The organism is Ovoidimarina sediminis (genome assembly GCF_032586175.1).
Lineage (GTDB): Bacteria > Pseudomonadota > Alphaproteobacteria > Rhodobacterales > Rhodobacteraceae > Ovoidimarina > Ovoidimarina sediminis.
In genome coordinates this window covers 105,719-118,618 of record NZ_JAWHTE010000010.1, presented here as the reverse complement: position 1 = coordinate 118,618, position 12,900 = coordinate 105,719, and the positions used below count along the sequence as shown (strand labels likewise).

The following is a 12,900-nucleotide window of genomic DNA, read 5'->3' as shown; positions in this document are numbered from 1 at the left end:
AATTTATGTGTCCTGCGACGTTGCGCCTGCCGCTTTGGTCGGGATAGTTTTTCCGGAAGCCTGGGGGAGTGCATGGACGTATTGACGACAACCGAGGGGCAGACGGACCTGCCACGCTATTTCGCGGCGGCCTTTTCGACCGCGCGCACGCTTGGCAAGGGGCGGCTTGATATCGTGCTGCCGGACGGGCGGCGGTTTCGGGCGGAAGGCGCGGAGCCCGGCCCGGTGGCCGAGGTGGTGGTGCACAACCCGGATGTCTTTGCGCGGCTGTTGCGGGAAGGCGATCTGGGGTTTTCCGAGGCCTATATGGATGGCTGGTGGTCCTCGCCCGATCTGCAGGCGTTCATGGATCTGCTGAACGACGGCAATGACGAGATGTATAGCGGCTTTCCCGGCATGGGGCTGGTGCGGGCCTATGAGCGGCTGAGGTTCTGGCTGCAGCGGAATTCGAAGGGGCAGGCGCCGAAGAACATCTCGTACCACTACGATCTGGGGAACGATTTCTACGGCCTGTGGCTGGACGAGACGATGACCTACTCGTCCGCCTACTTCAAGACCGGGCAGGAAAGCCTTGAAACCGCTCAGGAACAGAAATACGCGGCGCTGATCGACGAGATGGGGGCGCAGCCCGGGGACCATGTGCTCGAGATCGGCTGCGGCTGGGGCGGGTTCGCGGAATATGCTGCCGGCACGCGGGGCTTGCAGGTGACCGGCCTGACGATCAGCCGCGAACAGCACGATTACGCGGTGGCGCGGATCGCCAAGGCGGGGCTGAGTGACCGGGTCGAGATCAAATTGCAGGATTACCGTGACGAAAAAGGCACGTATGACGGCATCGCCTCGATCGAGATGTTCGAGGCGGTCGGGGAGAAATACTGGCCGGTCTATTTCGACAAGGTGAAGGGCTGTCTGAAGCCCGGGGCGCGGGCCACGCTGCAGATCATCACGGTGGCGGATTTTCGCTGGGAGGCTTACCGGAAGGGCATTGATTTCATTCAGAAATTCATCTTTCCGGGCGGAATGCTTCCCGCGCCCAAGGTGCTGCGGCAGCAGGTGGAGCGGGCCGGGCTTGAGGTGGCGAAATCCTTCGAGTTCGCCGACAGCTACAGCCTGACGCTGCGGCGCTGGCACGAGACGTTCAACGACCGCTGGGACGAGATACAGGCGCTTGGCTTCGACGATCGGTTCCGGCGGATGTGGAATCTCTATCTGACCTCTTGCGCGAGCGGATTCGAGAGCCGAAACTGCGACGTGACACAGATCACGGTAAGAAGGCCAGTCTGAGCAGATGCCCACCGCCGCGAAGTTGATCGGTGCCGCGCTTTTCGCGGTGCTTGCGTGGATCGTATCCGAACAAGTGAAGCTGTTCCTGCCCTCCGAAGGGGCCGGGGCGGGGCTTTTGAGCCCGATCAATGCGCTGATCGGCCTGGTCATGGGCTGGCGGATCGCGGGGGCGCGGGCCGGGGACGGGATCACGCCGTCGACGGGCTACGGGCTGACGACGGTGTTTGCGACGACCTTCTGGGCGCTTCTGGTCTGGGCGGCCTATGAGATGATCAACCGGGCCTGGCGCGGGCGCTATGAGGGCCCGGTGGAGGCGCTGGAAGCCATGGGCGACCTGATGTTCGACTACGCCGTTCTGATCGTCGAGCCGCGCGTGGTGGGCTTTGCCGTGATCGGCAGCTTCGTCTGCGCCATGCTGACCGAGCTTGCGGCACGCCGCTGGTCCTGAATTTGGCGGAACGGATCTTTCTTTACGGAACGCTGCGGTATCTGCCGCTTCTGGAGACCGTGCTGGGGCGGGCGGCGGATGCCGTGCCGGCGCGGCTTCGCGATCATCGGGCGATGGCGGTGCGGAGCGAGACCTATCCGGCGATCCGCCCGGCCCCGGGCGCGGTGGCCGAGGGCATTCTGCTGACGCCGTCGGAGGAGGATCTGGCGCGGCTGAACTTTTACGAGGGGGCCTATCACTATGACCTGCGGGCGCTGAGCGTCGAGACAGCGGACGGCGCGGTTACCGCAGAGGTGTATTTTCCGACCGATGCGCAGCCGCCGCCCGACGGGCCGTGGGATTACGAGGGCTGGGCCGCGGTGCATGGCCCGGCGACGCGGATCGCGGCGGAAGAGGTGATGGGGCTTTACGGCACGCGTTCGGAGGAGGAGGTGCGGGGCGTTTACCCCACGATCCTTCTACGGGCCTGGTCGGAGCTCAGGGCACGCGGGGAGGTGCCGCCGGCGCAGGTGCGGCGCGGCATCGGGGCCGGCGAGGTGGAGGTTCTGTCGCGGCGGATGCCGCATCTGGGGTATTTCGGGGTGAGCGACACCGTGCTGCGCCATCCGGTGGCGGGCGGCGGTCTGGGCCCCGAGATCCGGCGCGAGGGCTTTCTGATGGGCGATGCGGTGACCGTGCTGCCCTATGACCCGGTGCGCGACGTCGTTCTGGTGATCGACCAGTTCCGGTTCGGCCCGTTCCTGCGCGGCGATCCGCGCCCCTGGTCGCTGGAGCCCGTGGCGGGGCGGGTCGATCCGGGCGAGACCCCGGAGGAAACCGCCCGGCGCGAGGCCCGCGAGGAGGCGGGGCTGGAGATCGGCGCGTTGCACCTGATCGGGAAATATTACCCGTCGCCCGCGGCGGTGACGGAATGGCTGGTGAGCTATGTGGGCATCGCGGATCTGCCGCCCGGGGCGGCGAAGATCGGTGGGCTCGACAGCGAGGCGGAGGATATCCAGGGCCATATCGTGCCGCTGGACGAGATGGACGCCCTGGCCGAGAGCGGCGAGGTGGGGACGGGCCCCCTGCTTCTGTCGGTGCACTGGCTGATGCGGCATCGCGCGCGGCTTCGGTCGCTTGCTTGAGTTTGCCCCGCCCCGGGCCTAGAGATATCGGGCAGCAAATCGGGGCTTTCTGAGCATGACAATCCGTTCCTCCCTGTCCGATGCGGTGGGCAATACGCCGCTGATCCGCCTGAACGCCGTGTCGGAGGCGACGGGGTGCGAGATTCTCGGCAAGGCGGAGTTCCTGAACCCCGGCCAGTCGGTGAAGGACCGGGCCGCGCTGTTCATCATCCGAGATGCGATCGAGAGCGGGCGCCTGCAGCCTGGCGGCACGATCGTCGAGGGGACGGCGGGCAATACCGGGATCGGCCTGGCGCTTGTGGGCGCTTCGATGGGGTTTCGCACGGTGATCGTGATACCTGAGACCCAGAGCCAGGAAAAGAAGGATATGCTGCGGGTGGCGGGGGCGGAACTCGTTCAGGTGCCCGCGGTGCCCTACAAGAACCCCAACAATTACGTGCGCTATTCCGAGCGGCTGGCGGAGCGGCTGGCGCAATCGGAGCCCAACGGCGCGATCTGGGCGAACCAGTTCGACAACGTGGCGAACCGGCAGGCCCATATCGACGGCACCGGCCCCGAGATCTGGGAGCAGACGGGGGGCCGCGTCGACGGGTTCGTCAGCGCCGTCGGAACGGGCGGCACGCTGGCGGGCGTGGGCATGGCGCTTCAGCCCAAGGGGGTGAAGATCGCGCTGGCTGACCCGGAAGGATCGGCGATCCATTCCTTCTACACCACCGGCGAATTCAGGGCCGAAGGCAGTTCGATCACCGAAGGGATCGGGCAGGGGCGCGAGACCGAGAACCTCAAGGGGTTCGCGCCGGATCATTCCTACAAGATCCCCGACAGCGAGGCGCTGCCGATCGTGTTCGATCTTCTGGAGCATGAGGGGCTGTGCCTTGGCGGGTCGTCCGGGATCAACATCGCGGGGGCCGTGCGGCTGGCGCGGGAGATGGGGCCGGGGCATACGATCGTGACGATCCTGTGCGACTTCGGCACGCGCTATCAGTCGAAGCTCTACAACCCCGAATTCCTGCGCGGGAAGAACCTGCCGGTGCCGTCCTGGCTGGACGGCGACGCGCGGATCCTGCCCACCGTCTTCATCGACTGATGCGTTTCGTCCTTGTCCTTCTGATCGTCCTTGCCACGGCCCTCGGGCCGGGGTTCGGCCTGGCGCAGCAGGCCGCGCCTGCGGATACCGGCGAGACCACCGTCGATTACGCGCAGTGGGACGAGTTCGCGACCGCGATCGAGAGGCTTCTGGCCGAGGGCAATGCGGAAACCTCGCGGCTGGAGACCTTCCGCGAGGAGATTGCCGGCTGGCGGTCGCGCTTCCTGGACGCCCAGTCGGCGAACGAGACGCGGATTGCGACGGTGCAGGCGCAGATCGATGCGCTGGGGCCGGCGCCGAACGCGGAGGCGGGTGAGAGCGAGCCGGACGTCATCGCCGAGCAGCGCAGCCGGCTTACGGCGCAGCTTGAAGAGGCGCGGGCGCCCGGGGTGCGGGCGACGACCGCCTTCAACCGGGCCAATGGCCTGATCCTGGAGATCGACGAGGAGATCCGGACGCGGCAGCGCGAGGCGCTTCTGGAAGCGAGGCCGTCGCCCCTGAACCCGGCCAACTGGGGGGCGGGGGTGAGCGCCGCGCAAGCGGTGGCGGATACGATATCGGAGGAGATCTCGGGCTCGCTGTCGACCGAGTGGCGGCGGCGCGCGGTGCGGGACGGGGCGCCGGTGACGCTGGGCCTGACGGTGATCGGCCTTCTGCTTCTGACCCGCGGGCGGCGGTGGATGTCGCGGTTCACGACCTGGGTTCAGACGCGGCGGCGCAGGCGGGGGCGGATCCTTCTGGGCTTCTGCGTGTCACTGGGCCAGGTGCTGTTGCCGATGGTCGGGATGGGGATGCTGGCCGGGGCGATCCTGTCGACCGATATCCTCGGCCCCTTCGGGCGGGCGCTGCTGAGCGGGATCGGGGCGGTGATCTTCGGCGGGTTGAGCGCCGTCTGGCTGACCGGGCGCGTCTTTCCGCGCGGCGAGGACCTGCCCGCGACCTTCGATGTGAGCGTCGAGATCCAGCGCAGTGCGCGGCGGTCGGGAACGCTTGTCGGGGTTCTGACGGGCTTTGCCGTGCTTCTCAGCCAGCTGGCGGACGCCGCGGTGATCGAGCCGGTGGCGGAGGCCGTTCTGGCGCTGCCGGTCTATGCCGGGCTTGCCTTCGGCTTTTTCTGGCTGGGGCGGGTGCTGAAGGCGGCGTCGGTGCGGGCGACGGAAGACGAAGGTTCGCGCTTCGGAAAGCGGATTCTCGCGGTGCTGGCGCAGGCGCTGATGGGGGTTGCGATCGTCGGGCCGGTGATCGCCGCGCTCGGCTATCACAACTTCGCCGATGCGCTGATGGTGCCGACGGCCATGACGCTGGGCCTTGTCGGGCTCGGGATCGCGTTTCAGGCGCCGATCCGGGACGGCTATGCCTGGATGACCCGCTCCGATATCGAAGAGGCGCGGGCGGCGCTTGTGCCGGTTCTGACGAACTTCCTTCTGGCGCTGGCCGCGCTGCCGGTGCTGGCGCTGATCTGGGGCACGCGCCCGGCGGAAATCGGCGAGTTCTATGCGCGGCTGGAAGAGGGGATCACCTTCGGGGAAACCCGGGTGACGCCCGGCGATATCCTGGCCGTGCTTCTGGTTCTGGGGATCGGCATCGCGCTGACCCGGCTGTTCCAGAGCGCGCTGAGGATCACCGTGCTGCCGCGCACGCGGCTGGATATCGGGGCGCAGAATGCCGCGGTGTCCTTCGCGGGCTATGCCGGGATCGCGCTGAGCGCGCTTCTGGCCGTCAACGCGGGCGGGATCGACCTGACGGCGCTGGCCGTCGTCTTCGGCGCGCTGTCGGTGGGCATCGGCTTCGGCCTGCAGAACGTGGTGCAGAATTTCGTGGCGGGCATCATCCTGCTGATCGAGCGCCCGATCAGCGAGGGCGACTGGATCGAAGTCGGATCGCAGATGGGGATCGTGAAGGACATCTCGGTGCGGTCGACGACGATCGAGACCTTCGACAAGCAACAGGTGATCGTGCCGAATGCCGATTTCATCTCGGCCCCGGTGACGAACTGGACGCGCGGCAGCCAGATCGGGCGCGCGACGGTGAATGTGGGCGTGGCCTATGGCACCGACACGCGGCGGGTGCAGCACATCCTCGAAGAGATCGTGCGCGACGTCGAGAACGTGGCGAAATATCCCGAGCCCGGCGTCGATTTCCTGGGCTTCGGGGCGGACAGCCTGGATTTCCGGGTGCGCGCGATCCTTCTGGACGTGAACAAGATCATGCAGGTGAAGACCGAGCTGAACCACCGGATCGCGGAGCGGTTCGTCGCGGAAGGCATCGAAATCCCCTTCGCGCAGCGGGATATCTGGCTGAGGAACCCCGAGGCCCTGCGCGCGGAAACGCCGCCGCCGGCCGCCGAGGAAGGGTAGGGCGCGTCTTTGCCCTTGCACCGCGCCGCCCCGCCACGCTAGAGGAAGCGGGCCGGAGAGGTGGCCGAGTGGTCGAAGGCGCACGCCTGGAACGCGTGTAGGCGGGAAACCGTCTCCAGGGTTCGAATCCCTGTCTCTCCGCCACAGACCTAACATATTGATATTGAACGGAAAAAATCCGGATTTCTGACCGGTTTTTCCGCGCCTTGCGCGTTTGCCGACAGCAGAGAGACTCATGGACGAGCCCGTTTCGCGCGAGAACCCGCGATGGGTCTCTGTCGGCCACATCTGCGGGTTCGGTTTTGGTCGGATTTTCCCTGCTAGCAGGGAATTAACAGGGAAAAATCACCCGATTCGCGATGTTCCGGCAATTTTGGCCACGATAACGTCAGCCAATTCAGCGACTTAGATGTGTTTTCCCTGCTCGCTCGAGCAGGGAAAGAGCAGGGAATTCCGTCGCCTGAACAGGGAATGGGTTACCGGCCAACAGGATCCCTCGTCGAAGGGTCCCGTCAGATCCCGAAGATCCGCTCCTGCTCCTGCCAGTCGAGCGAGATCGGAAGCTTCAATAGGCGGCGCAATGTCAGCTCCGGTGGAAGCGTGCCGTCACGCATGGCGACCTGGATCTTGGGGGACAGGAATGCAAGGGAACCGCGGGTCCGGATGAAGGCATCGTGATGCCCGGCCGTACGAGCAACCTCGGAGATGGGCGTCCCGGTCCGGAGCGCTGCGGCCCAGCGATGCGCATCGGCGAGGGTCCGCAAGAGCACCGGGTCGGGTCCGGGCTTTGTTGTTCCGACAACCAGCTTTGCCTCGACGCCGCGGCGGCGCAGTCGGATCGGTGCTGAGAAGTTGAGGATGTCGGGCGCGAGATCCTCGGGTGGGAGCTTCAGCGCTTCAACAAGGACCGCTGGATCGAGTTCGAGTGTGATCTCCCGGGGCGTAATGATGCCGCGGGCCAGGAGCCGGCGAAGCATGTCGGGCTCGTGCTTCCAGAGCGCGCTTGCGAATGCTTTGGCAGACTGGGCGTGATCTGGGTCCGACCTCAGATCCGGTGTCGCCAGGAGCCGATGCTCGGTCGCGGCCTGGGCGATGTGATCGGCAATGACGCCGGCGATGAGCGTCTCGAGTTTGCGGCCGGGCAGGCGCCAGCCTGTGGGATCGGGGCCTCCCGTGATCAGCCGGTTCGAGACGTAGTAGCGATGGCGCTTGCCCGCCTTGAGGCTGTGGGTGGGCGTGAGCCGATCGCCGGTCTCATCCCAAAGCTTGCCAGTGAGCGGCGCCGTCTCTGCATCTGAGGTGCGTCCCCGCTTCCGCCTCGAGGCAGCTTGAAGCTTCTCCTGCACGCGGGTCCAGAGGTCCGCGTTGACGATCGCGGGATGCCGTCCTGGCCAGGTCTTGTCCTTGTGCCGGATCTGGCCGCGATAGACCGGGTTGGTGAGGATCTTGTAAATCTGCCCTGTCGAGAGATGCCCGCCACCCTGTTCCCGGCCCGAGCTGAACCTATGCTGCTTCGAACGAAGCCCCGCCTCCGAAGCCGCGCGCTCCACGTCAGTGATCTTGCCCTGCTGCTCGTAGAGCTCAAACAGAGCGCGGACAGTTTTTGCCTCCGCGTCGTTCACGACGAGTTCCCGGACCTGTGTGTCGGGATGCGGATCATAGCCGAGGGGGCAGAGCCCGCCCATCCACATCCCCTGCTTCTTCGAGGCGGCGATCTTGTCGCGGATGCGTTCGGCGGTGACCTCGCGCTCGAACTGGGCGAAGGAGAGGAGCACGTTGAGCGTGAGCCGTCCCATCGAGGAGGCCGTGTTGAAGGCCTGGGTCACGGAGACGAAGGAACAGTTGGCCGCATCAAAGCGCTCCACGAGCTTCGCGAAATCCGCAAGCGAGCGCGTCAGCCGGTCGATTTTGTGGACGACGACCATCTGCACCCGGCGGGCCTCGATCTCGGCGAGGAGCCGGGCGAGGGCGGGGCGGTCGAGCGTGCCGCCCGAGACGCCGCCGTCATCGAAGTGGTCCTTCGCCAGGATCCAGCCCTCGTGCTTCTGGCTCGCAACATAGGACGCACACGCCTCTCGCTGCGCATCGAGAGAGTTGAAACTCTGATCGAGCCCCTCCTCGGAGGACTTCCGGGTGTAGATCGCGCAGCGGATCTTCGAAGTCGCCATCAACCCGTCTCCCTGAGGCCGAAGAACCGGGGCCCGGACCACCGGGCCCCGGTGATGGCGCGCGCGACGGCCGACAGCGACCGATAAGTTGCCCGGTTCCAGCGGTATCCGTTCTCTGTGACCTCTACTGTGTGGGTCACGCCGTTCCACTCTCGAAGGAGCCGACCGCCGACCTCAAGAGCGGTTGTAGACGGGGCCACAGCGCCCGACGGACGTCGTGCGAGACCGGTGACAAAGCCCTTGGGCAATCCCCCGTAGCGGCGCGCCTGGACTTCGAAGGCGATGAAGCGGCGCAGAAACGACTGGCTCAAACCCTTCGGGACTTGCGTGCCGAAGAGTTGATCCCAGGCGGACAGGAGCGCCGCCCGGTCCATGGCTTCGATCTCCGTGACAGAGGGCAAGCTCATGCCTCGGCGGGCTCCACGGTGATCCGGTAGACCGCGGTGCCGCCCTCAGTCTTCGGCGGCACCCGGTTGATCGTGTAGCCGGCCTTCCGCAATCCGCTGAGCGCGGCGCGCACGGAGTGTGGTTGCCAGCCCGTGGCGTCTTGAAGCGCGGCCAGGTCGGCGCCGGATTTGCGCGCGAGCAAACGGCGCAAGGTCGCGGCCTTTGTCTCTCGGGGTTTGGGTGATTTGGTCATTCTGATCTCCTCGGGTTTGACCGGGCCGACACCCTGTCGGCCCTACCGAGGCGCGCCCGGACGGCCGGGCGTGACGACACTGACGCTCTGTTCCGCGACGATGTCCAGTCCGTTGTCGAAGTTGACGAGCAACCAACACCCTCGAAAAGAGTTCGTCAACCATTATCAATGACTTAGGGGATTGACGGGCCTTGGGGCATGGCATATGAGTTATCATATCTGCCCGTGGATAAGGACGCCCCGGGCCAACCTGATGGGAATGGTTGGTCGGAGTCTGTCTACGGGAGGCCCTCCACCATCACATCGAGACCGAAACTCGAAGGATGGAGGCACGTATGCCCGATTCATCAAAGAGCTTGCCGAGTGGCGAAACCGCCGCGTCGGCCCTATTGACACGACATAATACTGCCCGCCCGGACTTGCCGGCCGAAGCGAAGCGTGGTCGCAACGACCCCTTCCCCGATCTAGAAATCCTTTGGGTCAGCGAAGACGAGATTGACGACGCTCCGCGACGTCTGCATCGCGCGGCCAGGACGCAGGTAGAGACCATCAAGCGCTCGATCGAGCGCTTCGGCAACCGGATCCCGATCCTGGTCAGGCGCAAGGACTGCAAGACTCGGTATGAAGTCGTAGATGGCCACAGCCGCCTGGCCGCCACCCGGCTTCTCGGCGCCGAGAAGTTACCTTGTATTGTCGTCGATGATCTTCCCGGCGCAGAAATCCGCCGTTTAGCCCTGACCCTCAACAAGACCCAGGAAACGGGCGAATGGGACGAGGAGGCTGTCCACCTCGAGATCAACGAGATCATTGAGATCACCGGCGATCTCGAGTTCCCTGGCTTTGCGCTTCCAGAGATCGAAGCGATCCAATTTGGGGACCTCGATGCCGCCGAACCTGATCCGGCGGATGAACTGGACGATAACGTCAATGACGAACGTGCTCCGGTGGGCCGTCCTGGCGATCTGTGGATCCTGGGCGACCACCGGCTTTGGTGCGGGTCAGCCCGCGACGGCGACAAGATCCGTGAGATGCTCGGAGGCGTGGCAATCCACGCCGTCTTCACGGATCCACCTTACAACGTGAAGATTGCCGGGAATGCCCGGTCGACCAACGCGGGGTTCCAGGAATTTGTCGAAGCCAGCGGCGAGATGTCCGATGGCGATTACCTGGCGTTTCTCACGGACACTCTTGGAAACGCGGTCGCGGTTCTGAAGCCTGGCGGTGTCCTCTTCGCCTGCATCGATTGGCGCCACGTCGGTGAGATGGCCGAAGCGCTCGACGCGCTCGGGCTTGATCGCCTGAATATCTGTGTCTGGGTCAAAACCAACCCTGGGATGGGGAGCCTCTACCGGAGCCAGCACGAGTTCATCTTCGTCGCCCGAAAACCCGGTGCCTCGCACCGAAACAACATCGAGCTTGGCCAGCACGGTCGGAACCGTTCGAATGTCTGGCACTATGCCGGGGCTACCGGTGGGCGGACCGATCCCGACGACGATCACAGCCTGCATCCCACGACGAAGCCCCTCCGGATGGTCATGGATGCGCTCCTGGATGTCACCGCTCCGGGTGATCTCGTGCTCGATCCGTTCCTTGGCTCCGGCACGACACTGCTCGCCGCCGAGCGGACGCGCAGGCGCTGTCTCGGCGTCGAGATAGAGCCTTGCTACGTCGATGTCGCGATCCGCCGCTGGCAGGCAATGACCAGCGGGCAGGCGGTGCTCGCCAAGACCGGCCAGATGTTCGAGGAACTGGCGCAGGAGCGGTCCGTCGAAAGCCCTTCGGAAGAGGCAGATTCGGAATACCGCGCGCAGAACGCAGCCCATCAAGCAGCACGGGAGGGCTTGTGATGTCTGATGACGACAAGAAATCGGGCGACTACGAGGTTGGCAAGTATAGGACACCAACGCATACGCGGTGGAAGAAGGGTCAGTCCGGCAATCCGGCCGGGCGAAAACCCGCCTCTCTCTCCCTGAAATCTGCCATCAAGAACGAACTGACCGAGAAGATCGTCGTCTCGGATGGCAGCGGCAGACGAGAGGTCTCCAAGATGGAGGCTTTGGCCAAGCGCCTTGTGGCCGATGCTCTTGCGGGTGACCCGCGGAAGCTCACTGAACTTCTTCGCCAGATCAACATCCACCTGAACGAACCGGCATCAAACGATGCCTCCCTGCCGGCCAGCGAAGAGGACGCAGCGCTCCTGATTGAGTACGTGCGTCGCGCGACGGGGCAGGCACTCCCGGATCAGAAAGGAACATCCGATGAACCATTACCCGACGAATTCTGAAATCTGGGCCCTCCTCCGACAGGACTTTCGCTCGTTCGTTCGGAAGGTCTTCGACACTCTCCATCCGGGGGACACCTACCTCCACAACTGGCACATCGAGGCGATGATCTGGCAGCTGGAGCAGGCAACGCTGGGCGACACCCGCCGGGTAATGATCAATGTGCCGCCGCGAACCCTGAAGTCGTTGATCTTCTCGGTCGCCTGGCCGGCCTTTTTGCTGGGCCACGATCCAACCAAGTCGATCTTTTGCGTGTCGCTCAACCTCGATCTTGCGGCCGAGTTTCACGCCAACTTCCGGAAGATCGTGGAGTCGGATTGGTACAAGCAGGTGTTCCCGACGATGTCGCCAGCCGCAGACAAAGACACCGAACTGATCTACCGCACAAGCCAGGGTGGCCAGCGCAAGGCCATCTCGGTTGACTCGAAGATCACCGGCCAAGGGGCGCACTATATCATCATCGACGATCCGCAGGATGCGTCCGACGCCCTGAACGAACAGGCGCTGGAGAAGGTCAACACCTGGATCAGCGAGGTGTTGATGGGGCGGGTCAACAAGCCCTCCGAGGTCGTCTTCTTGGTCGTTCAACAGCGTCTCGCCCTCAACGATGCCTCGGCGCATCTGCTTGAGATCGAGCCCTGGTCCCACCTGTCCCTGCCGGCCGTAGCTGAAAAAGACGTGGAGGTTCCCATTGGGCCGGATGAGACGCATCTCTTCCGCAAGGGCGAGCTTCTGCATCCCCACCACCTCACGGCAGACCATCTGGAGAGCCGATGCAGCGCCATGGGCCCCGCGGCTTACTCTGCCCAGTACCAACAGGCCCCGCTGCCGGCGGGAGGCGGCTTGATCGATCTGTCTCTGTTCCGCCGTTACAAGGTGTTGCCGAAGACCTGGGATACGACGTTCCTTAGCATCGATGCGGCCTCCGGTTCGAAATCGGGATCCTACTCTGTCATCCAGCACTGGATGATCAGTGACGGATGCATCTACCTCATAGGTTCGTGGCGCGGACGATGGAAGTTCCCAGAGTTGCGTAAGCGGGCTGTGATCTTGCAGGAGAAGCTCGCTGCTGACTTCTTTCTGATCGAATACGCCTCGAGCGGGATTGCGCTTGTGCAGGAACTCCAGGCGAAATACCCGCCGGAAGTGGCCGAGAAGTTGGTCCAGAGGTTCTACCCCAAGCCAGAACGCTCCAAGGAGGTGCGAGTGGACTTGGCCATGGTGATGATCTCGGCGAGACGGGTTTATCTTCCCGAAGAAGCGGACTGGCTGGAACAGCTGATCAGCGAACTGCGCGCGTTTCCAAACGGTGCCAACAATGACCAGGTCGATGCGCTCTCACAGGCTCTCTGGTTCTTCAGTCGCCCCTACAAGCACAACATGCACAATCCTACGCATCGGGCGAAATCTCGAGTAATCGCAGCTTGGTAGGAAGCCGCTGCGCCAAGGAGTGGAGCCAACAAAAAGCTAGTTCTACAATGATATTCGCGATTCCGATCCCAGAGTTCGA

Annotated in this window: 11 protein-coding genes and 1 tRNA gene; 9 read left to right on the top strand and 3 right to left on the bottom strand. The window is 64.5% G+C overall.

The features are described 5' to 3' along the window. Positions 1 to 72 precede the first annotated feature (72 nt). The 6 genes from RXV90_RS13295 (at position 73) to RXV90_RS13270 (ending at position 6,444) form a co-directional block, all read left to right on the top strand. Positions 73 to 1,284, top strand: coding sequence for a cyclopropane-fatty-acyl-phospholipid synthase family protein (locus tag RXV90_RS13295; protein WP_316649255.1), 1,212 nt, complete (start codon positions 73 to 75; stop codon positions 1,282 to 1,284). A 4-nt stretch (positions 1,285 to 1,288) separates the two neighbouring features. Then, positions 1,289 to 1,732 (top strand): TrgA family protein, encoded by a 444-nt coding sequence (locus RXV90_RS13290; RefSeq protein ID WP_316649254.1) that lies wholly within the window; start codon positions 1,289 to 1,291, stop codon positions 1,730 to 1,732. A 2-nt stretch (positions 1,733 to 1,734) separates the two neighbouring features. Then, complete coding sequence (locus RXV90_RS13285) at positions 1,735 to 2,856, top strand: NUDIX domain-containing protein (protein ID WP_316649252.1); 1,122 nt, start codon at positions 1,735 to 1,737, stop codon at positions 2,854 to 2,856. Between the two features lie 55 nt (positions 2,857 to 2,911). Then, positions 2,912 to 3,943, top strand: a complete 1,032-nt coding sequence (locus tag RXV90_RS13280; protein WP_316649251.1) for a cysteine synthase A — start codon at positions 2,912 to 2,914, stop codon at positions 3,941 to 3,943. Further along, complete coding sequence (locus RXV90_RS13275) at positions 3,943 to 6,300, top strand: DUF3772 domain-containing protein (RefSeq protein ID WP_316649250.1); 2,358 nt, start codon at positions 3,943 to 3,945, stop codon at positions 6,298 to 6,300. Before RXV90_RS13280 ends, RXV90_RS13275 begins: the two co-directional genes overlap by 1 nt. A gap of 54 nt (positions 6,301 to 6,354) precedes the next feature. Continuing rightward, positions 6,355 to 6,444: transfer RNA gene (locus RXV90_RS13270), tRNA-Ser, on the top strand. 368 nt (positions 6,445 to 6,812) lie between these two features. Here RXV90_RS13270 and RXV90_RS13265 read toward each other — a convergent pair. From RXV90_RS13265 to RXV90_RS13255, 3 genes are read right to left on the bottom strand one after another with little or no spacing between them, the layout of a single operon-like run. Further along, positions 6,813 to 8,468 (bottom strand): recombinase family protein, encoded by a 1,656-nt coding sequence (locus tag RXV90_RS13265; protein WP_316649249.1) that lies wholly within the window; start codon positions 8,466 to 8,468, stop codon positions 6,813 to 6,815. Further along, positions 8,468 to 8,875: a DUF2924 domain-containing protein gene (locus RXV90_RS13260; protein ID WP_316649248.1), complete on the bottom strand. Its 408-nt coding sequence runs from the start codon at positions 8,873 to 8,875 to the stop codon at positions 8,468 to 8,470. Before RXV90_RS13260 ends, RXV90_RS13265 begins: the two co-directional genes overlap by 1 nt. Continuing rightward, complete coding sequence (locus RXV90_RS13255) at positions 8,872 to 9,108, bottom strand: DUF3489 domain-containing protein (RefSeq protein ID WP_316649247.1); 237 nt, start codon at positions 9,106 to 9,108, stop codon at positions 8,872 to 8,874. The genes RXV90_RS13260 and RXV90_RS13255 overlap by 4 nt, the downstream gene beginning before the upstream one ends. A gap of 323 nt (positions 9,109 to 9,431) precedes the next feature. Between RXV90_RS13255 and RXV90_RS13250 the strand changes: the two genes are divergently transcribed. From RXV90_RS13250 to terL, 3 genes are read left to right on the top strand one after another with little or no spacing between them, the layout of a single operon-like run. After that, on the top strand, positions 9,432 to 10,955 hold the full coding sequence (locus RXV90_RS13250; protein ID WP_316649246.1) for a DNA modification methylase: 1,524 nt from the start codon (positions 9,432 to 9,434) through the stop codon (positions 10,953 to 10,955). Next, a complete protein-coding gene (locus RXV90_RS13245) occupies positions 10,955 to 11,392 on the top strand; it encodes a DUF5681 domain-containing protein (protein ID WP_316649245.1) in 438 nt (145 codons plus the stop codon). The genes RXV90_RS13250 and RXV90_RS13245 overlap by 1 nt, the downstream gene beginning before the upstream one ends. Next, a complete protein-coding gene (terL, locus tag RXV90_RS13240; RefSeq protein ID WP_316649244.1) occupies positions 11,367 to 12,821 on the top strand; it encodes a phage terminase large subunit in 1,455 nt (484 codons plus the stop codon). Before RXV90_RS13245 ends, terL begins: the two co-directional genes overlap by 26 nt. The last annotated feature ends 79 nt before the right edge of the window (positions 12,822 to 12,900 follow it).